Origin of the sequence: Alkanindiges hydrocarboniclasticus (assembly GCF_001982605.1) — a bacterium.
Lineage (GTDB): Bacteria > Pseudomonadota > Gammaproteobacteria > Pseudomonadales > Moraxellaceae > Alkanindiges > Alkanindiges hydrocarboniclasticus.
On record NZ_MLCN01000008.1, the window covers coordinates 252,895 to 274,772 of the forward strand.

Below are 21,878 nucleotides of genomic sequence, written 5' to 3' on the forward strand. Positions count from 1 at the left end.
TATCATATAGCGCTTCTTTCAAACATTGTGGTTTTGTTAGTTGTAACAAGCCCATGGAGCCAGTTTCAGCATGTTTATTGTGGCCGGTGCTTCAGCACTTTCTGCCTTCAAGCAGCGTCAGCTTTTATCCCGTATTTCTGCGCTTAGCTCAGTTGCAAACACTGTTACAACGATAGAAAGCCAATTTGTTTACCTTTTTGATCAGGACTTAAGCGCGCATCAGCAGTCTGTTGCTGATAAACTGCTTAACGATGGCCAGAAATATACCCTGACTGTCGCTGAATCTGGCGATGTGCAGGTGCTGGTAACTACCCGCATTGGCACGATTTCGCCATGGTCATCCAAGGCCACAGATATTTTCAAGAACTGTAATGCGCCGGTGCATCGCCTGGAACGCGGGATTTTATATACCTTGCGTGGCCTGAGCCAGCTTAATGCAGAAGTGTCTGCATTACTGCATGACCGCATGACTGAAACCATTTTTGCCACGATTGAATCCGGTGCCGCGCTGTTTAGTGAAACTGCGCCCAAGCCTTTGCAATCGGTAGATATTCTGGGTCATGGCAAGGATGCGCTGGTTAAGGCTAATCAGGAATTTGGCTTTGCGCTGTCCATGCAGGAAATTGAATACCTGACCGATGCCTTTACCCAGCTTGGCCGTAATCCGCATGACATTGAACTGATGATGTTTGCGCAGGCCAACTCCGAGCACTGCCGCCACAAAATTTTTAATGCGGAATGGACAATCAATGGTGAAAAACAGCCATTGTCATTGTTCCAGATGATTAAAAATACCTATAAGCAATCCCCCAATGATGTGTTGTCCGCCTACAAAGACAATGCCTCGGTGATTGTTGGTTTTGATGCCGCACGGTTTTACCAGCAGTATCAGCCTGAAAGCGGACAGCATGAATACAGCTACCGTAATCAGGCCGTACATATTCTGATGAAAGTGGAAACCCATAACCATCCAACGGCCATTGCGCCGTTTGCCGGTGCAGCCACTGGTTCGGGCGGTGAAATCCGTGACGAAGGTGCAACGGGCCGGGGTGGTAAACCCAAAGCGGGTATGGCCGGTTTTACCGTGTCCAACCTGAACATTCCCGGCTTTGAACAGCCTTGGGAAGTGCCATATGGCAAGCCATCGCGCATGGCGTCTGCATTACAGATCATGATTGACGGACCACTGGGCGCTGCGGCATTTAATAATGAGTTTGGCCGTCCGAACCTGTGTGGTTACTTCCGTACTTTTGAGCAGGCTATTCCAACCTTAAAAGGCGTTGAGGTTAAAGGCTTTCATAAGCCAATCATGATTGCAGGCGGCTATGGCAACATCCGGCCTGAGCATGTAGAAAAAAATCCGATTGAACCCGGTGATTTGCTGATTGTCCTTGGTGGCCCAGCCTTGCTGATTGGTCTGGGCGGTGGTGCAGCTTCCAGTGTGGACAGCGGCACCATGGGCGAGCAGCTTGATTTTGCATCGGTACAGCGTGATAACCCTGAAATGGAACGCCGTTGCCAGGAAGTCATTGATGCCTGTTGGGGCATGGAAGACCGTAACCCGATTGTATCGGTACATGATGTGGGCGCAGGTGGTTTATCCAATGCCATGCCTGAGCTGGTGAATGACCACAAGCTGGGTGCAGTACTAAACCTGCGCAAGATTCCATCCTTGGAGTCCGGTATGTCACCGATGGAAATCTGGTCAAACGAAGCACAGGAACGTTATGTGCTGGCCATTCGCCCGGATTCGCTGGAACTGTTTGAGTCATTGTGCGCGCGTGAGCGTTGTCCGTTTGCCGTACTGGGTGCAGCCACCGAAGCACGTCATTTAACTGTTGAAGATCCGTTATTTGACAACAAGGCGGTTGATATTCCCATGCAGGTGATGCTGGGTGGCATGCCACGCATGCAGCGCAGTTTTGACAGCATGACGCGTGAAGGAACCCACTTTGATACCAGCACGATTGATTTAAAAGATGCGATTTTCCGTGTACTGCGCCATCCCTCGGTTGCCAGCAAGTCTTTCCTGATTACTATTGGTGACCGCTCAATTACCGGAATGGTGGCACGCGACCAGATGGTTGGCCCATGGCAAGTGCCTGTAGCCGATTGTGCCGTTACCACGACTGGCTACCAGACCTATACTGGCGAAGCCATGAGTATGGGTGAGCGTCCACCAGTTGCCTTGCTTAATCCGGCAGCGTCGGCACGTCTGGCCGTGGCAGAAGCCATTACCAACATTAGTGCCACCCGCATCAAGCAACTCAGTGACATTAAACTGTCTGCCAACTGGATGGCTGCGGCTGGCCAGATGGGTGAAGATCAGGCGCTGTTTGAAGCGGTAAAAACCGTGGGCATGGAAATTTGTCCGGCGCTGGATATTGCCATTCCGGTGGGCAAGGACTCGCTGTCCATGCGGACCACATGGCAGGATGCAGAAACCGGTGAAGACAAGGCGGTAACCTCGCCCATGTCTGCCATTATTTCTGCCTTTGCCCCAGTGCAGGACGTGCGTAAAACCCTGACGCCAGAACTGAAGCGGGTTGAAGACACGGTGCTGGTACGTCTGGATCTGTCGCGTGGCAAATTCCGTCTGGGCGCTTCCATTTTGGCGCAGGTGTATCAGTCTCTGGGTGAAACCACAGCTGACCTTGATTCTGCCGATGACCTCAAAGCTTTCTTTAACCTGATTCAGGACTGGAACCAGCGTGGCTTGCTATTGGCATACCATGATATTGGTGACGGTGGCTTGCTGGCGGCTGTGAGTGAAATGATGTTTGCATCACGCCTTGGCGCTGACTTGCAACTGACTGGCAATGATACACTGGCTGAACTGTTTGCCGAAGAAATTGGCGCGGTGGTGCAGTTAACTGCTGCAAACTGGGCACAACTACAGCAAGAGTTACAAGGTCACCTGTTACAGGATGCCATTGTACAAATTGGTCGCGTCAATTCGAGTGACCAGTTGACTGTGGCTGGCCTGACCTTGTCGCGTGTGGACATGCAACAGGCCTGGGCAGAAGTCAGCCATCAAATCCAGCGTCTGCGCGATAATAGTGAGGGAGCCGATCAGGAATTTAGCCTGATTGGTAATCCTGATTTTCAGGGACTGATTGCTAAGCCAACATTTGATTTGAACGAACCGATTGAAGCGCCGTTTATCAATATACGCAAGCCAAAAATGGCAATCCTGCGTGAACAGGGTGTCAATGGCCAACTGGAAATGGCAGCAGGTTTTGAAAAAGCCGGTTTCTGTAGCATCGACGTTCACATGAGCGACCTGCTGGCTGGTCATATTGACCTGAATGATTTTGAAGGTCTGGTGGCTTGTGGTGGCTTCAGTTATGGTGACGTACTGGGTGCGGGCGGTGGCTGGGCAAAGTCCATCCTGTTCAATACCCGCCTGCGTGACCAGTTTGCCCGTTTCTTCCAGCGTGAGGAAACCTTTAGCTTGGGCATCTGTAATGGTTGCCAGATGATGTCACAGCTTAAAGACCTGATTCCCGGTGCCAGCGAGTGGCCGCGTTTTTACCAAAACACCAGTGAACGCTTTGAAGCACGTACCGTGAATGTGCGTGTGGAAAAATCCCGTTCTGTGTTACTCGAAGACATGGCTGGTTCGATTTTGCCGATTGCAGTTGCTCATGGTGAAGGCCGTGTGGTTGCCAGCGAAGATGCCTTGGCAAGTCTGGCGGCGCAGCAACAGGTTACCTTGCGCTATGTGGACAGTCAGGGTAATCCAACCCAGCATTATCCGCTTAATCCAAATGGTTCACCGGATGGCATTACTGGCGTTACCAGCCTTGATGGCCGTGCCACTATTTTAATGCCGCATCCGGAGCGTACCTTCCGTGCTGTGCAGCATTCATGGAAACCGGAAGACTGGCAGGATGATGGCGCGTGGATGCGTTTATTCCGCAATGCGCGTCGCTTTGTTGGCTAATTCTTAGCTTAGTCGTGGTTGTATATAGAAAAATGCCGTGTCAAATGACACGGCATTTTTACTGGTTTTCAGGCTTCAAATTAAAGCGAAAATAAATGGACGTGTCTATTTTTTAACGCTATCTTTACAACACATAATAATTGGTATTTGTGCCAAAACAACAAGACATGCAAGTCAATACAGGGTTCATATAGTAGGGACCTGTCGATTGCCTTACAGCGTCATTTGCACAGATTAACCACGGGTTATAAATTAAAAGTTAAGGAATGATTGATGTACAAACTGGTTTTTTTTGTTCCGGATACCCATGTGAATGAGGTTAAAGAAGCAATCTTTGCCGCAGGTGCAGGCAAGGTTGGTGACTACGAATGTTGCGCATGGCAAGTATTGGGGCAGGGGCAGTTTCGCCCGCTTAAGGGAGCCAACCCGCATATTGGCGAGGTGGGAAAAATTGAGCTGGTGCCTGAGTGGCGGGTAGAGGTGGTTTTACCACGGGACAAACTGGCCAAGGTTTTGCAGGTAATGAAAGAAGCCCATCCTTATGAGCATCCTGCTTTTGATGTGATTCAACTGATTTCATGGTAAAAGCCTGTAAAGGGTTTTTAATCAACAATAATTAAAAATAGACGCCTGTATGGTGATTGAGCAGGCGTTTACAGCATTAAGAAAAAATAATTTTTTGACAGCAAAGTCGTTAAACTCATTTAAAATAGGTATCAGCCTGTAAGCATCATTAAGGCATCTCCACAATTTTGCAGGTACTACCCGTGTTTGATTTTCTTGTTTTTATTGGACGTTTCCAGCCGTTTCATCTGGCCCATCAGGCTGTAATTCAGGAAGCTTTTAAGCACAGTAAGTCAGTGATTATCCTGCTGGGTTCAGCGCAACCGGAGCGCACCCTCAAAAATGTATTTACGGCTGATGAGCGTGAGCAAATGATCCGTGCTGGCTTTGCACCAGCGCAACAAGGCCAGCTTCATTTTGCAGGCTTAGTGGATGTTTTTAATGATGAAAAGTGGACAGCCATGGTCAAGCAGGCGGTGCAGGCTATTATTCAGCACAGTATGCAGGCTGGCCACTCACATCCAGCCAGTAAAGTTGGGCTAATTGGTCATTTCAAGGATCAGAGCTCCTATTATTTGTCGCTGTTTCCAGAGTGGCCCCTGGTTGAGCTGGACAATTATTTTCATTTATCGGCAACCCCCATTCGCGAGCAGTACTTGCTCGGCCATTTGCCCACTTTAATGCAGGTTCCAGCCTCCACATTAAGCTTCCTGATTAAGTTTCAGCAAACATCAAGCTATAGAGCATTACAGCAACAGGTGCAGCAATCGCTTAAGGTATAACTGTACTTAACAGCTATATCGGTGAATCCATGATTGCTCAGAAAATGAAAATTGCCTGCTGTGCTGTAACGCTACCGTTGCTGGTAACCCTAACAACCACTGCTGCACAAGCTGCGGCTTTAAAGGTTGATCCTGCCCAAACCCGTGTTGCCTTTCAGGTAAAAGGTGTGGGTGGTGCCAGTGGAAGTTTCAGCAAGTTTCAGGGTACGGCCAATTATAATCCGGACAATATTAAAGACTTGAAAATCAACTTTATCATTGATAGCAACAGTATAGATGCCGGTGCCAAAACCGCCATTTATAAGGGCGAAAAAGTATTTGATGTAGATGATTATCCAACGCTGAGTTTTCGCAGCACACAGGTCATTCCAAAGTCTGGTAACAATATAAAAGTTGATGGTTTGCTCACCATGCATGGAGTAACCAAGCCTGTCAGCTGGAATATGCAAATTGACCCAGCCCGTAGTAATGACCAGCAATTGCACTTTACTGCCGATACCCGCATTAAGCGCAGTCAGTGGGGCATGGACGGTTATTCAAAACTGGCTTCTGATCAGGTTGATCTGACTATTCAGGCTCGGCTGAGCGCAACCAGTTAATGTGTGAAAGGTATTAAACCCGCTTTAAGTCTTCAGTGTTTAAAAATTTGTTGTTAAAAAAGCAGAGGCTCTACCCTGAGCACTCTGCTTTTTTATGGGCTTTAATAAGTCTTAAATTAAAACTGTAAAAATTAAATTAGCCTTGCTGCTGAATAAAATTCAATAGCATAGCCGCATGTCCCGCTGCCTTTACCTTGCGCCAGCTTTGAACCAGTTGACCTTGCTGGTCAAACAAAAAACTGCTGCGCTCGATGCCCTGAACCTGTTTGCCGTACATATTTTTGGTTTTAATCACATCGAAATAGCGGCACAGGGTTTCATTAGGATCACTAATCAAGGCAAATGGAATATTTTCCTTGAGTGTAAATTTATCATGGGATTTCAGGCTGTCACGTGACACACCATAAATTTTGATGCCCAGTTTTTCAAAATCAGGCAATAAATCACGAAAGTCTTGTGCCTGCGTAGTGCAACCTGCGGTTAAATCCTTTGGATAAAAATACAGCAGTGTGTAATGGCCCTGAAGTGTTTGCAGGTTAAAACTACCTTGGGTGCTATCAACAGTTAAATCAGGCAGTGCGGCAGGTTGTTCAGGCGTAGAAACTGGCAGTAAAGACATAGGTTTTTTTACAGGCTAAATAATGATAAGTATAAAACAGGATTGATCAAGCCAAAGCTGTTAAGACGTTTTAATCACTTGATTAAAAAATAAGATTAAAAAAACAAGGCCCATTAAATATAACGGGCCTTGTTCAGCAATTTATTTTAACAGGCAAGAATGCAGGATTGGCAAGCCTGATTATTTCTTGCTGGCAGCAGGGAACTGGGGCTCACTCATTTTTACTCCAGACCGGCATTTATCCAGATCACCCTTGATGCGTTTTAATGCAGACAGGTTATTGGGATTCTGGCCTTTCATCGCAGCACTTTGAATATCCCAGAACTCACCCAGTTTCAGCTGGCTGGCCTGAACATTAATGGTACAGCTACATACTTTTTTTGCACTGGAAGAATCTGTCATTTTAAGCTGGACGGCTTCATCCGCACAGCGTTCAATCATGGCAGACTTGATATCGGTTGGGGCAGCAAAAGTTGTGCTGGAGCAGGCCACTACACTGGCAATAAATGCTAAACGTACAGAAGAAAATTTGATCATATTAGTCCTAATCTTGATTGGTCGCTGCTTGATATAACGTGGGATCCTTAACGCCCGCATCCAGAAAACCCTGGCGACGTAAGCGGCAACTGTCACACCGACCACACGCATAACCGTTAACGTCCGCCTGATAACAGGAGATGGTCTGCGAGTAGTCTACCCCGTGTTCTAGACCCAGCTGTATAATAGCTGCTTTTGTCAATTGTAATAATGGAGTTTCTATTGTAATTGGGTTACCTTCGACACCCGCTCTTGTGGCCAAAGCTGCCATTTTGGCAAAGGCGTCAATATAATCGGGACGGCAATCGGGATAGCCTGAGTAATCTACAGCATTGATTCCAATTACAATAGCGCTTGCATTGATAACTTCTGCTGCAGCCAGTGCATAGGATAAAAAGATGGTATTACGCGCAGGTACATAGGTGACCGGAATGCTGCCTGGCAGTTCATCGCTCTGATCTTCAGGTACGTCAATGGAATCATCTGTCAGGGCTGAACCGCCCAGTTGGCGCAGGTCAATATCAATAATGCGATGCTCTACACCCGCTCGCTTTGCCAAGGCCCTGGCGGCATCCAGTTCGCTGGAATGACGCTGGCCATAGGAAAAACTCAAGGCAAAGCATTCGTAACGGGCCTGTGCCCATGCCAGACAGGTGGTTGAATCCAGCCCACCGGACAGCAGTACAATGGCCCGCGGCTTTTGTGAACTCGCAGGCGATACATTGTCGTTTGAAATACGGGGACTTGAAAAATCAGGGGAAGAAGATTGAGTCATAACATTACCTTGGACGTTGTTAGCCGGGCTAGTGGCTTAACGGCCTTTTTCATCATTCCACAACAGCTTGTGAAGCTGTAATTGAAAGCGCACGGGCAGGCGGTCTGCCACAATCCAGTCTGCCAGTTGCCGGGCAAAAGCCGGTAGGGTGGCTCTGGTTTTATCAATGGCAAAGGCTGGTGAAAACCATACGGTACTAACCCGTTCATTCAGGCCATACTGCTGTAATTGCTGTTTGGCCCAGTCATAGTCTTCACGATTGCAAATGACAAACTTGATCTGGTCGTGCTGGGTTAAAAAATCAAGGTTTTCCATCATGTTGCGGTGTTGCTCGCCTGATGACGGGGTTTTTAGATCCATTACCTTGGAAACACGTGAATCAACTGCCTGAACTGACAACGCGCCACTGGTTTCCAGCGACACCTGCAAGCCAGCATCGCATAGCTGCTGGAGCAATGGAATACAGTTGGGCTGGGCCAGTGGCTCGCCACCGGTTACGCATACGTGCCTGACACCAAATTCGTTGACCTGATCCATAATGGCTTGCAGCGACACCCGTTCACCCCCTTCAAAGGAGTAGGTGGTATCGCAATAGGTACAGCGCAGCGGGCAGCCAGTCAGCCGTACAAAAACGCAAGGCCAGCCCGATTCATTGGCTTCGCCTTGTAGCGAATAAAAGATTTCGGTCAGGCGCAGGCCGGCAGCCGGATCAGTAACAGGAATTTGGGCAGAACGCATAAGGGTGGTTTAAAACCTGTAAGGGATAAAAATACAAAAGCACCTAAGCCTAAAAACAATACCGCAGAAAACCATAAAACAGAACTATAAAAACATCACCAAGCAAAACTATTGAGCCAATAGCATAAAGCAAAAACAGTACGGTAAAACCATGCAGCAAAAAATGACGCCTTGCTTGCCATAATTATAAATTTAGCAATACAAGGCGCATAAACAATGAATAATCAGCGTGCTAATTAATCCTTGCTTTATTAATCAACGCGCAATAATTCATTCAAACCCGTTTTAGAGCGGGTTTTTTCATCAACAGTTTTGACAATCACGGCGCAATATAAACTGTGTGTCCCATCAGCAGACGGCATATTGCCTGAAACAACAACCGAGTATGGGGGAATACGACCATAGGTCACTTCACCGGTTGCCCGGTTTAAAATCTTGGTGGACTGACCAATATAAACGCCCATGGAAATTACTGAGCCTTCACCCACAATCACGCCTTCCACAATTTCAGAGCGCGCACCAATGAAGCAGTTGTCTTCAATAATGGTTGGGTTGGCCTGAAGCGGTTCCAGCACGCCACCAATACCAACACCACCAGACAAATGTACGTTCTTACCAATTTGCGCACAGCTACCGACAGTCGCCCAAGTGTCTACCATGGAGCCTTCATCAACATAAGCGCCAATATTGACATAAGAGGGCATCAATACCACGTTACGGGCAATGAAGCTGCCTTTACGTGCAGTGGCAGGAGGTACAACACGAATGCCTGAGTCCTTAAACTGCTGTTCAGTCCAGCCCGCAAATTTGGTGGGCACTTTATCAAAGTACTGCAAGCCTTCGCCGCCATCTACTGGCACGTTGTCATTTAGGCGAAAAGACAACAACACGGCTTTTTTGAGCCACTGATTAACGATCCATTCCCCATCGATTTTTTCAGCAACGCGCAGGCTGCCATTATCCAGTCCAGCCAGTGCTTCTTCTACGGCTTGACGCACATCGCTTGGGGCATTGGCGGGTGAAAACTGCATGCGGTCTTCAAAAGCTTGTTCAATCAGTTGGGCAAGTTGGCTCATTTAAAAATCCATTATTGAATCAAAATTGGCAATATTGTACAGCAAAATATAGGGGTTGGGTCAGCATCCAGCCTAAAGCCCTAAATGGAATAAAAACATCCATAAAAACCACAATAAAGCAGGTAACAGGGCGATAAAAGAAATGCGTTGCAAGCATTTAATATTATTTCTGGATAAAGAAAAATGGCGAATAGCAAGTGTTAAATAAATTAAACCCGCCACACTTGTACCTATCAAAAAAACAATAAAAGCAAGGTTGGTCGCATTGTTAAAAAAGTTAGCTTGGCTAAATTGCTTGCCTAAATTCATCAAGCTCGTGAAACTGAGCAAGGCCATAAAAGACGCTAGCAGCATATAGCCTATCGACATCAACCAATATCGCCATAGAGGGTTCATGCTGCTCAGCGCAAATTTAAGACTTGATTATGGCAACTAAATTAACAAAACTAATTACCGCGATAAGTCGAGTAACCGTAAGGACTCAGCAATAGCGGAATATGATAATGCGGTACGCTGCCATCTACTTCAAAAATCACTGGTACTTCAGGAAAGAATGACGACTGCTGATGTGCCTTAAACCAGTCGCCAGTCTTAAAGGTGACCCGGTAAATGCCTTTGGCCAGCTTTTGATCAGCAGGATATAGCGCTGTAATACGCCCTTGCTGATTGGTCGTCCCTGCATTGAGTTTTTTCCAGCCATCCTTGTGCTGCTGTTCCAGAACGACGGCTACATTTTCAGAGGGCAGCCCGCTTTGCAGGTTAAGCACATGCACACTGAGTGGATTATCCGCTGCAAAAGCTGTAGTCGTTGTAAGACCAAATATCACGTTCAGCAGGCCAGCTTTAAGTAAATTCTTTTTTAAACCCGTCGGTAACATGAGTCAAATCCTGAAAATAATGAAAAAACACATTCAATAGCAAAATTAAGCTTCAACCGCCTTAACACCACGGCGCACTGGCGGACAGGGTTCGCCGTAATACTGGCGATCCGCAAAATAGCTGGAACGTACCATTGGCGCAGACCAGATATTCCGAAAGCCCAGACTACGGCCATGTTCAGCATAGCGCTCAAATTCATCCGGATGCACAAAGCGGCTTACTGGCGCATGATTTTTGGAAGGCTGCAAATACTGGCCAATGGTAATGTAATCCACATCATGCGCGTGCAGGTCATTTAGCAACTCAATAACTTCTTCTTCCGTTTCGCCAAGCCCAACCATCAGGCCGCACTTGGTGGGAATATCCGGGCATGCTTCCTTGAATTTTTTTAGCAAGTTCAGCGAGTGCTGGTAATCCGAACCCGGACGCATGGCACGGTACAGGCGCGGCACGGTTTCAATATTGTGGTTAAACACATCCGGCGGACATTCGCTCATGATACGCAGGGCAACATCCATGCGGCCACGAAAATCCGGCACCAGAATTTCCAGCAGGGTATTTGGACTTAACTTGCGGGCTTCCAGAATGCAATCGACAAAATGCTGCGCACCGCCATCCAGCAGGTCGTCACGGTCTACCGAGGTAATGACCGCATATTTAAGACCAAGGCCAGCAATGGTTTCTGCCATGTGGCGCGGCTCATCAACATCCAGTGGATTGGGGCGGCCATGGGCCACATCACAAAATGGGCAGCGGCGGGTACAGATATCGCCCATAATCATAAAGGTTGCCGTGCCCCCACCAAAACATTCCGGCAGGTTGGGACAGGCGGCTTCTTCACACACCGTATGCAGCTTTTGCGTGCGTAAGGTGTCCTTAATACGCTGCACTTCATTGGGCGCAGTCATCTTGACCCGGATCCAGTCCGGTTTACGCGGTACTTCAACCGTGGGAATAATCTTGATGGGAATACGCGCTACTTTTTCAGCACCACGGAGCTTTTCTCCCTGAACGGCGCGCTGGCCAGAGGTGTTGACAGGAGCATTGGGTGAGGTCATGCCGGTATTCCTTGCCATGGTTCAAAAAAGCTGCTGCCTTCAGCTGAGCCATGCATTTTTGAGCAGAAGAATGTCAGAAAAATTCAGGCGTACAGTATACGTCAGTTCGCTTAAATGCACGATAAGTTATGCACAGGCTGACGTAGGACGCTTGTATCATTTTTGCATAAATATTGCAGAGTTAGTGGCATACGACAGACTAAAGTAGTAGCTTGAACTCAAAATTTTGCATCGCAAGGCAATGCAATTGGCGTACCATAGCGTAAACGTCTGCATTTGCTTGAATAGCCTTATCATAAAGCATTATTACTTTAGCATTCATCAGGAGATCAGTTGATGGCGCGCCGGGAAAAAACCACCAAAAAGCAGTCTTACCAGTATGATGCCATTGTATTGGGCGCTGGCCCCGCCGGTGAAGGTGCTGCCATGAAGCTGGCAAAATCCGGCAAGCGGGTTGCGGTTATTGACCAGCGGCATCAGGTGGGTGGCAACTGTGCCCATGTAGGGACTATTCCCAGCAAGGCGCTACGGCAAACCGTTTTTAATATTATGCGCTACCAGCGTGACCCGTTATTCCAGAAAGTGGGCGAATGGAAGCAGGTGCCATTGTCGGAAGTATTACGCAATGCACACCGGGTAATTGAAGCGCAGGTCGATACCCACACGCGCTTTTATGAGCGTAACCAGATTGATGTGCACCATGGGCGTGCTTATGTTCAGGATGAGCACACCGTTATTGTGCATATGCTGGACGGGGGCAGTGAAACCTTGAGTTTTGACCAGCTAGTGGTTGCCACGGGTAGCCGTCCGTATCAGCCGGAAGGACTGGATTTTAGCCATCCGCGGGTCTTTGATAGCGATAAAATCCTGACCCTGAACTATCCAATTCATAAAATTATTATTTATGGGGCAGGGGTCATTGGTTCGGAATATGCTTCTATTTTTATTGGGCTGGATTACAAGGTCGACCTGATCAACACGCAAGCGCAATTGCTCAATTATCTGGATGATGAGATTGCCGATGCTTTGTCTTATTACCTGCGTGAGCTGGGTGTACTAATTCGGCATAATGAGCAAATTGACCATCTGGAAACTCATGATGACTATGTGGTGCTGCACTTGCAAAGCGGCAAGAAAATTAAGGCTGATGCCATTTTGTGGTGTAATGGCCGCTCCGGCAATACCGATGGGCTGGGACTTGAAAATGTTGGCCTTGCACCAAACAGCCGTGGCCAGTTGGCGGTAAACAGCCAGTACCAGACCGATGTACCGCACATTTATGCTGCTGGCGATGTAATCGGCTGGCCGTCACTGGCTTCTGCGGCTTATGATCAGGGCCGCTGTGCAGCAGCCAATATGGTGGGTGAGCAAAATGTACAGCCTGTGCTAAATGTGCCTACCGGGATTTACACCATTCCTGAAATTTCATCCATTGGTAAAACCGAGCAACAGCTTACCGATGAAAAAATCCCGTATGAGGTCGGGCAGGCTTCCTTCCGGCATCTGGCGCGGGCGCAAATTACCGGTGAAACCGTGGGTGTGCTCAAGATTCTGTTTCACCGCGAAACGCTTGAAATTCTGGGAATTCACTGCTTTGGCAACAACGCAGCAGAAATTATTCATATTGGACAGGCTGCCATGCTGAGCCAAGCCAACAATAGCCTGCATTATTTTGCTAATACCACCTTTAATTATCCCACCATGGCGGAAGCCTATCGTGTGGCTGCACTCAATGGCATGAACCGGCTGTTTTAAAAAGCAATGCTGCATTAATTGACTTGCCTCATACCTTAAAAATAGTGTTATGCAGGTTGACAGTTGAAAATAAAAAAACCGATCAACGAAGGAGGAAAAGTTGATCGGTAGGAAGTGCAAGCAGCAGGATTTTTGTAGTTGTCAGCGCTGGAAAAAGCTAGCTAAAAACGATAGCCAATGCCCAGATAGGTAATCACCGGATTAATGTCTACCTTGGTTTCGGAGCGAATCAGCTCCGACTGGTCCTTGTCACTAATCACCAGAATCTTGGCCTTATTGTTTAGCGCTGCATAGGATACAGAGGCCGTGCTAAACCAGCGGTCATTAAAGTCATAGCTAAAGCCGGCAGTGGCAAAAGGTGCAATTCCGGTATCTGCCTTAACCTTCACATAGGGATTGGCCGAAGATGTTTCACCTGATAATGCAGCGCCAGCCTTGCCATCCAGAACATTCTGAATCTGGTGCCCAGCGGCAATCAGGTCGCCTTCAATGCCTTTATTCAGCTTGATATCATCAAACCACGCATACATGGCACCAATACCAATATAAGGCCGGAATTTATTTATACCGGTTTGGCCAAAGTGATATTGCAAGGTTACTGCCGGTGTCCAGGCGCGCACTGACGCCGCTGTGTCATAAGAATCAAGATTGGTGATTTGCAGGTCTTTTTGCAGATCCAGATCAGCAAGGCCAAGCACGCTAGTGTGAGTAGACAAGGGAGCAGTTACATTGCCGATGCCTTTTAAATCTACTTTTGGTGGAATGCCACCCACCAGTTCTACTGAAACATGATCGGTAAAATAATAATTAAACACCAGCCCCAGCGTATCCACATCCTGTGCTTCCAGACCCGTATTGGGCGATTGCCATTGCTCGAGGCCATAAACATTGGCTTTTAGACCCAGATCAGGCAAATAGCCACCCGTAATCTGTGTATCGTCCAGTAAACCCAGCAGGGCAGTTAAGCCATTTTTATCAACTGCGTTTTCGGTAATATCACTTAACCGGATACGGCCAACCCCGGCTTCATAGCCTTCGGGAATGACGGTTTTATTGCCAAGGTTATTAGGCTTGCCCTGTGGCATCACATGCAGCCAGCCCGCAGACACAGCAAAACGCTTAAATCCATCGCCATCTTTAATACTAAATAATGAAGAATCTGCAAAGGCACCATGCGGGATCAACACCCCCAGCACGGGAATCATAAATTTTTTGAATTTCATTTACCGCTCCGTCTCTTGACCTTCAGGTTTAAAGCCCCGCTAAAGAACAAGTACCAAATATTCCAATTTGGTGCGTTTCCTTACAAGCAGCGATTAAAACGGCTCAATAACATTAACAATAGGCGAGTTATATAAAAAAAATTCACTGTCTGAATGATCTGTTGTGATGAGGTAAATGAGTAAGAATATAGGTTCGAATATTTTTTAAGCAGAAATAGTGATATAGGAGGTTAAAAAATCATGAAAAAATAGCTAATTATTAAAATTATGGGTTTTACCGAAAAAATACCTGCCTGAAAAATAATCAGGCCAGTTTTACGTATCACTACACTACAGCCTGATTGTGAAGATTAATAGAATTAAAAAACAGGTAGAAAGCTGATTATTGTGGTTTTAAAAACTAACGCATGAGTTTTTAGCCCTGCTGAATATCCGCATAGCTATTTTTAAGTACGGTAATGGCATCAATGCGTGCTTCAATCAAGGCTTCACCAATGTCTGGCCCCTGAATATGGGACGGTAGATCAACAGCACGGATGTTTCTTACCCGCTGAATGGCCTCACGCATGAAGTCGGCTTGCTCATAAGGACGTTTTTCCAGCCCAAGCCGACCGCGCGCATCACATTCACAGGCCTGTATAAATTCTTCCACCCGCTCGGGACGCCGTAACACATCCAGTCGTTGCAACAGCCGCCAGATGGTTCCGGGACGCAGTTCCATCACACGGTGACACAACAGGTGCTCACGACATACCAGCTCGGCCAGTTGTTGATACTGGCTAGGCACTTTAAGTCGTTTACACAGGTTTTTAATCGGCTCAACGCCGCGTGCTTCATGGTCGGCATGGCGCGGCAACAGGTCGACAGGGGTAAGTGCCTTGCCCAGATCATGCATGACAGTTGCAAAACGCACGCGGTCACTGTATTGCGCTTCACAGGCCCGTTGCAGGGTCATCAGGGTATGAATGCCTGTGTCAACTTCAGGATGATATTCTGGCCGCTGGGGTACGCCAAACAAGGCATTGACTTCCGGCATAATCACCTGGAGCGCGCCGCAGTCACGCAATACTTCAAAGTACACATCTGCACGGTCTTCAGTAAGTGCACGCTGGGTTTCTTTCCAGATACGCTCCGGCGTCAGGTGATTGATTTCGCCCTGATTCACCAGTGACTGCATTAAGCTTAGTGTTTCGGGTGCTACGGTAAAACCAAGTGGCGCGTAACGCGCAGCAAAGCGTGCAACCCGCAATACCCGTAAAGGGTCTTCAATAAAGGCTGGGGATACGTGGCGTAACAGGCGATCTTGCAAGTCTTGCTGGCCGCCATAGGGATCAATAACACGGCCATCTTCGGCCAGTGCCATTGCATTGATGGTCAGGTCACGGCGGATCAGGTCTTCTTCTAGGGAAAGGTCAGGCGAGGTGTAAAAGGTAAAGCCACCATAGCCAACTCCAGACTTGCGTTCGGTTCGGGCAAGGGCATATTCTTCCTTGCTGTGCGGATGCAAAAACACCGGGAAGTCACTGCCAACCGGCATGTAGCCAGCTGCCAGCATTTGCTCAGGGGTGGCACCCACGACGACATAATCACGTTCACTAACTGTGCGACCCAAAAGCTGGTCACGCACCGCACCACCTACCAAATACACTTGCATTAAAAAGCCCCTATATGCCGCTACAGAATGCAGGACAATAGAGGCTTTGACAAGGCAAAAAGGGTATTAATCCGTTTTTTGCCTAGTTTTGGTGCAATTCTGCATGCTGGATTTCAGCTACAGTTAAGGCTGTCATATTGATAATACGACGTGTGGTTGCAGTCGGGGTCAGGATATGAACCGGCTTCGAAGCACCCAGCAGGATAGGGCCAATGGTCACATTGTTGCCTGCAGTTGCTTTAAGCAGGTTAAAGGCAATATTGGCTGCATCCAGACTTGGCATAATCAGCAGGTTGGCTGAACCCTTGTAGCGCGAGTTTGGAAACTGTTCCAGACGGATGGATTCATCAATGGCTGCATCACCATGCATTTCGCCTTCTACTTCCAGCTCAGGCGCCTGCGCAGACAACAGGCGATACACTTCACGCATTTTCTCGGCACTGGCATCATCATGAGCGCTACCAAAACTGGAGTGCGATAGCAGGGCTACTTTAGGGGCCATACCAAAGCGTCTAACTTCTTCAGCAGCCAGCAAGGTCATTTCAGCCAGTTGTTCGGCCGTCGGATTTGGGTTTACATAAGTGTCTGCAATAAACAGGTTGCGATCACCCAGCATGACCACATTCATGGCATAGAAATTCTTGCTGCTGGACTTGGTGCCAATAACATCACGCACATAGCCCAAATGCAGGTCATAATAGCCAAACGTACCGCAAATCATGCCATCGGCATAGCCAAAATGAACCAGCAGTGAACCAATCAGGGTGGTACGGCGGCGGGCTTCACGCTTGGCCAGTTCCACACCAATACCGCGGCGCTGCATGATATTGTAATAATGCTGCCAGAAATCCTTGTAACGGTGATCATCATCCTGATTGACCATTTCAAAATCTACACCCGCTTTTAGGCGTAAACCCTGACGGGCAATGTTCTGTTCAATCACGGCAGGACGGCCCACCAGAATGGGTTTGGCCAAACCATCATCGACCACAATTTGCACCGCACGCAAAACACGGTCATCTTCGCCTTCACAGAATACAATGCATTTTGGATCAGTTTTGGCTTGTGCAAAAATTGGCTTCATCAGGAAAGCCGAGTTATAGACAAACTCGGACAGGCGCTGGCGATAGGCTGAGAAATCCTGAACTGGACGGGTTGCAACACCGGATTCCATGGCAGCCCTGGCAACAGCCGGGGCAATCTCCAGAATCAGGCGTGGGTCCAGTGGGCCGGGAATCAGGTATTCGCGGCCAAAGGTCTGGGCTTTTTCACCATAGGTGGCATTGTCCGGCTCAATGTGCGCCATTTTCGCAATGGCATACACACAGGCAATTTTCATGGCTTCATTGATGGTGGTTGCACCGGAATCCAGCGCACCCCGGAAAATATACGGGAAACACAGTGCGTTGTTAACCTGATTGGGATAATCAGAACGACCGGTTGCAATAATGGCATCCGGACGGGCTTCACGGGCATGTTCCGGTAAAATTTCCGGATTTGGATTGGCCAGTGCAAAAATAATCGGGTCTTTGGCCATTTGCTTGACCATAGCAGGCGTCAGGATGCCAGCGGTAGACAAGCCAAGGAACATATCGGCATTCTGCATGACTTCATGCAATTGAGTAGCCGGAATATCCTGTGCATAACGTGCCTTGCTTTCATCCATACTGCCCAGACGGGCAGTGGTTAACAGGCCACGTGAATCGGCCACAATGACGTTTTCACGTTTCACACCAAGGGCGCATAGCAGGTCAAGGCAGGATAGCGCGGCTGCACCGGCACCTGAGGCAACAATCTTGATGTCTTCAATTTTCTTGTTCACCAGTTCCAGCGCATTGAGCAGTGCTGCACCGACAATAATACTGGTGCCATGCTGGTCATCGTGGAATACCGGAATGTTCATGCGTTCACGCAATTTGCGTTCAATATAGAAACACTCGGGAGCCTTGATGTCTTCTAGGTTAATGCCGCCAAAGGTAGGCTCTAGCGCAGCAATAATATCAACAATCTTGTCCGGGTCATTCTCGGCAATTTCAATGTCAAATACATCAACACCGGCAAATTTTTTGAACAGAACGCCTTTGCCTTCCATAACCGGCTTGGAAGCCAGCGGCCCAATATTGCCAAGGCCCAGTACCGCAGTACCATTACTGATGACTGCCACCAGATTACCACGTGCGGTATACAGGGCAGCAGTTGAAGGGTCACGTTCAATTTCAAGGCAGGGTGCAGCGACCCCAGGCGAATAGGCGAGTGCCAGATCACGTTGATTGACTAGTTGTTTGCTTGGAGTGACACTAATTTTGCCAGGCTGTGGGAATTCATGATAATGCAGCGCGGCTTTTTTTAATGCTTGATCATCCATCTCGTTCTCTGGTTTCGCAAAGGTACCGGCTAGCAACACAAAGGCTAGGGATACACGGTTAAACAAGTGCGAAACTATAGCATTAGATCAGACTGATGTCAGGACTTATACACAATTATCTGTTTACTGGTCAGTTTTTAGTTTAAGTAATTTATTTGAAATCATTTTACTTAATACTGGGTTCACCCGACAATCATGAGCGTGCTGTGGTCATAAAATGGTCAAGCGAATAGGCATGTTGCAGGAACTGCGTGGCATCTGTCGAACTAAGCGGCTTGCTGATCAGATAGCCTTGTAATACATCACAGCCTTCATTGATCAGGAAGTTGGCATGGGCTTCAGTTTCCACACCTTCTGCCACCACTTCCATGTTTAGTGAGTGCCCCATGGCCAGAATAGCCCTGACAATGGCTTCCTGATGACAGTGTGCCCCAATTTTAGACACAAATGAGCGGTCAATCTTAAGCACATCAATGGGGTACTGACCCAGATAGGAGAGCGAGGAGTAGCCTGTCCCAAAGTCATCCAGTGCAATGGTAATGCCACGTGCCTTAAGTTGCTGCAATACATCACTGGCCACTTCGGAATCATCCATCAGGGAAGACTCGGTAATTTCCAGCTCCAGCGAACTTGGACTAATCTGGTAAGTACTAAGGATATCGTCTATTTCATCAATCAGGTTGCCGCGCTGAATTTGTTGCGCCACCACGTTGACCGAAATCTTGATGTCATGGAAGCCCAGCGCCAGCCATGCCTTGATTTGCTGGCAGGTTTTTTTCAGGACCACTTCACCAATGTTGGAAATCAGGCTGGTTTCTTCAGCCAAAGGAATAAACTGGATTGGCGGCACCAGTCCATGTTCCGGATGCTGCCAGCGCACCAGTGCTTCAAAGCTGGTAATTTTACCGGTGGCAACATTAATCTTGGGTTGATAATACACCACAAATTCATCATTAATTAATGCCTTGCGCAGGGCATTTTCAAGGTTAACCCGGTTGCTGGCTGGAACACGCTCATCCTTGGTATAAAAGCGCGCTGTATTGCCACCCAGCCGTTTGGCTTCCTGCAAGGCTTTTTCGGCATGGTTGGATAGGCTGTCAACCTGACGGCCATGTTCCGGATACATGGCAATCCCGATTGACAGGGTTACAATCAGTTCCTGATCCTGCACCGTAAAGGGCTGCTCAAACGCATGCATGATTTTTTTGCACTGTGACTTAACGTCAGAATTTCTAAAGCGGGTACTTTCATAAATAATTGCAAAATCATCGCCACCCAGACGCGCTACCATAATGGAATCACTACTGAGGGTACGCAGGCGCTTGGCCACCTGTTGCAGCAAAACATCGCCGCCATCATTTTGTAGCGAATCATTTAAAAAGCGGAAACGGTCAATGTTAAGGCGCATCAGCGCAAATTTTTCTTTCTTGTCATGGCTGCCAATCATGAGCTGGTGCAACTGGGTTTTAAACAGGTTGCGATTGGGCAGGTCGGTCAGGGCATCATAGTTGGACAGGTACGACAGGCGACGCTCATCGTTTTTGCGCTGGGTCAGGTCAGATAAAATGCCAATATAGTGGGTAATACGATCATTTTCATTCTTGATGGAATTAATGTGAATCCATAGCGGCAACTCTTCACCCTTGGAATCGCGTTCAACAATTTCGCCTTCAAATTCGCCAGTGTGCATTAGTGATTTCAGAATTTCTGCATGTTGCTTCTGGATTTTTTCACCATGATGCTGATAGCTAAATACATGACTACCAATAAAATAGTCACGCGGCAGGCCCATGATTTCCTCAAAACGCGGGTTAGTGTCCAGATAGTGCAGTTTACTGTCCAGAATAAAAATCCCTTCAGCCGCACGTTCAAATACACTGGCAGACAGTTTTAGGCGTTCGGCCACTAATTTTTCATCATTGATGTTACGGCGGATACCCACCATGCGTAGCGGTTGCTGGTTTTTAGGGTCACGCTGGATTACGCGGCCCATGTCATGCACCCACACCCAGTAGCCTTTTTTATGACGAATACGGTACACGCTTTCGTAGCGGTCACTGTGGTTGCGCAAATGAGTGGAAATTGCTGCACGTACCTTGGGAAAATCTTCCGGATGAATCAGGCGACGGATATTGCCGCTGTAATCATTAATTTCTTCATTCTGGTAACCCAGAATCTGGTCAAAGTTGGTGGTCTGGATGGTTCTGCTTTTAATATCCCAGTCCCAGCTGCCAATACCAGCGGTCTGGTGCGCCATCTCTAAACTTTGCTTGGAGCGCTCAAGGCTTGAGTTAATTTGCTGAATGTCAAAGGTGCGTTCACGGACTTTTTCTTCAAGGCGCTGATTGGTTTGCTGGAGTTTCCATTCAACCGCACGGCGCTCCAGCATTTCCTGTTCCAGTTGCTGATAGGCCTGCTCGGTAATGCTACGCTGGTGTTCAGCATGCTCAACCAGATTGTCATTGCGAATGACCAGCCAGGTTAATCGGTCACGGGTCTTGTACAGGTGGTGACCACAGAACAGCATAAACAGTATATAAATGTCATTAATCAGGTAAAACGGATCATTGAGTGAAAAACTGGGCCAGTTGCTCAGCTGCATGGTCAAAATTGGCGCCATGCTGGTGAGGACCAGTAAATAAAAACAGCGAATACGGATGGTCAGGCTGATCAGACCGAGCACATGCGCAAAAACTACAATGGTGCCAAATACATAAAAGTTGGGTTCAAGCGGGTTGCTATGGGGAACGTTAATGAGTTCCAGTCCCATAATAATCTGGCCAAAGGCAAAAATTAGACCAAAGATAAACGAATTGATTTGCAGGTATAAGTCAGCAAATGCGGCCTTTAGCTTATAGGTTTTGGCATTAAGCTGAACATTGATAATGGCTGATAGTGCCACCAGCAGGGTAGAAACCATGCACCATGTGGTGAGGTAATTGTAATTAACCAGTGATGATTGTTTATAAAACAGGTAAGTAATAAGAATAAGGCCTACAGCGCCCAATAGTTGCAGGTTTTGCTGCTGCTGGGTTTCTGTAATCTGCATATTAAAAATACGCTGATAGAGATCCTTGTCGAGGCGCTGTTCAATCATCCTGATTAAGCTCCACGCATTCCTACTGGTCTAACGGATGATTTATCTAAAACTGGGGTTGCTGGCGCTGACTTAAACATGTTTATCCTAAATAGTGCTTCTTGATTTTGAACGCGATAACGAACAGATCAATTTCTGGTAATCCCTACCATACCGCCTGACTATAACATAGCTTGTTGATTAACGAACTTCAATCATTATGCCCATAAAG

17 protein-coding genes are annotated in these 21,878 nt (G+C 47.6%); 5 read left to right on the top strand and 12 right to left on the bottom strand.

The features are described from left to right. The first annotated feature begins 70 nt into the window (after window positions 1–70). The 4 genes from purL (at window position 71) to BKE30_RS04375 (ending at window position 5,891) form a co-directional block, all read left to right on the top strand. On the top strand, window positions 71–3,946 hold the full coding sequence (gene purL, locus BKE30_RS04360) for a phosphoribosylformylglycinamidine synthase (protein ID WP_076877408.1): 3,876 nt from the start codon (window positions 71–73) through the stop codon (window positions 3,944–3,946). 273 nt (window positions 3,947–4,219) lie between these two features. Continuing rightward, complete coding sequence (locus BKE30_RS04365; RefSeq protein ID WP_076877409.1) at window positions 4,220–4,531, top strand: Nif3-like dinuclear metal center hexameric protein; 312 nt, start codon at window positions 4,220–4,222, stop codon at window positions 4,529–4,531. A gap of 182 nt (window positions 4,532–4,713) precedes the next feature. Then, entirely contained in the window at window positions 4,714–5,292 is a 579-nt protein-coding gene (locus BKE30_RS04370; RefSeq protein ID WP_227518340.1) for a nicotinate-nicotinamide nucleotide adenylyltransferase, read from the top strand. A 29-nt stretch (window positions 5,293–5,321) separates the two neighbouring features. Further along, entirely contained in the window at window positions 5,322–5,891 is a 570-nt protein-coding gene (locus BKE30_RS04375; protein ID WP_076877411.1) for a YceI family protein, read from the top strand. 136 nt (window positions 5,892–6,027) lie between these two features. Here BKE30_RS04375 and BKE30_RS04380 read toward each other — a convergent pair whose 3' ends face one another. The 8 genes from BKE30_RS04380 to lipA form a co-directional block, all read right to left on the bottom strand. After that, entirely contained in the window at window positions 6,028–6,510 is a 483-nt protein-coding gene (locus tag BKE30_RS04380) for a peroxiredoxin (RefSeq protein ID WP_076877412.1), read from the bottom strand. Between the two features lie 180 nt (window positions 6,511–6,690). Continuing rightward, complete coding sequence (locus BKE30_RS04385) at window positions 6,691–7,047, bottom strand: hypothetical protein (RefSeq protein WP_083698429.1); 357 nt, start codon at window positions 7,045–7,047, stop codon at window positions 6,691–6,693. A gap of 7 nt (window positions 7,048–7,054) precedes the next feature. Beyond that, on the bottom strand, window positions 7,055–7,822 hold the full coding sequence (queC, locus tag BKE30_RS04390) for a 7-cyano-7-deazaguanine synthase QueC (protein ID WP_083698430.1): 768 nt from the start codon (window positions 7,820–7,822) through the stop codon (window positions 7,055–7,057). 36 nt (window positions 7,823–7,858) lie between these two features. Continuing rightward, entirely contained in the window at window positions 7,859–8,560 is a 702-nt protein-coding gene (queE, locus tag BKE30_RS04395) for a 7-carboxy-7-deazaguanine synthase QueE (RefSeq protein ID WP_076877413.1), read from the bottom strand. 251 nt (window positions 8,561–8,811) lie between these two features. Then, window positions 8,812–9,636, bottom strand: a complete 825-nt coding sequence (gene dapD / locus BKE30_RS04400; protein ID WP_076877414.1) for a 2,3,4,5-tetrahydropyridine-2,6-dicarboxylate N-succinyltransferase — start codon at window positions 9,634–9,636, stop codon at window positions 8,812–8,814. A 72-nt stretch (window positions 9,637–9,708) separates the two neighbouring features. Beyond that, complete coding sequence (locus BKE30_RS04405; protein WP_143253644.1) at window positions 9,709–9,972, bottom strand: hypothetical protein; 264 nt, start codon at window positions 9,970–9,972, stop codon at window positions 9,709–9,711. Window positions 9,973–10,082: 110 nt separating this feature from the next. After that, on the bottom strand, window positions 10,083–10,514 hold the full coding sequence (gene uraH / locus BKE30_RS04410; protein ID WP_076877416.1) for a hydroxyisourate hydrolase: 432 nt from the start codon (window positions 10,512–10,514) through the stop codon (window positions 10,083–10,085). Between the two features lie 45 nt (window positions 10,515–10,559). Then, window positions 10,560–11,573: a lipoyl synthase gene (gene lipA / locus BKE30_RS04415; RefSeq protein WP_076877417.1), complete on the bottom strand. Its 1,014-nt coding sequence runs from the start codon at window positions 11,571–11,573 to the stop codon at window positions 10,560–10,562. Between the two features lie 336 nt (window positions 11,574–11,909). On the opposite strand from lipA, the gene sthA reads away from it, so the two are divergent. Continuing rightward, window positions 11,910–13,328 (top strand): Si-specific NAD(P)(+) transhydrogenase, encoded by a 1,419-nt coding sequence (sthA, locus tag BKE30_RS04420; RefSeq protein WP_076877418.1) that lies wholly within the window; start codon window positions 11,910–11,912, stop codon window positions 13,326–13,328. A 161-nt stretch (window positions 13,329–13,489) separates the two neighbouring features. Here the strand turns inward: sthA and BKE30_RS04425 are convergent, their stop codons facing one another. The 4 genes from BKE30_RS04425 to BKE30_RS04440 all read right to left on the bottom strand — a co-directional run bounded on the left by BKE30_RS04425 (window position 13,490) and on the right by BKE30_RS04440 (window position 21,667). Next, window positions 13,490–14,551 (bottom strand): OmpW/AlkL family protein, encoded by a 1,062-nt coding sequence (locus BKE30_RS04425; RefSeq protein ID WP_076877419.1) that lies wholly within the window; start codon window positions 14,549–14,551, stop codon window positions 13,490–13,492. Window positions 14,552–14,966: 415 nt separating this feature from the next. Then, a complete protein-coding gene (locus tag BKE30_RS04430; RefSeq protein WP_076877420.1) occupies window positions 14,967–16,205 on the bottom strand; it encodes a multifunctional CCA addition/repair protein in 1,239 nt (412 codons plus the stop codon). 82 nt (window positions 16,206–16,287) lie between these two features. Further along, entirely contained in the window at window positions 16,288–18,570 is a 2,283-nt protein-coding gene (locus tag BKE30_RS04435) for an NADP-dependent malic enzyme (RefSeq protein ID WP_076877421.1), read from the bottom strand. 193 nt (window positions 18,571–18,763) lie between these two features. Then, entirely contained in the window at window positions 18,764–21,667 is a 2,904-nt protein-coding gene (locus BKE30_RS04440; RefSeq protein ID WP_076877422.1) for a putative bifunctional diguanylate cyclase/phosphodiesterase, read from the bottom strand. Window positions 21,668–21,878: the final 211 nt, after the last annotated feature.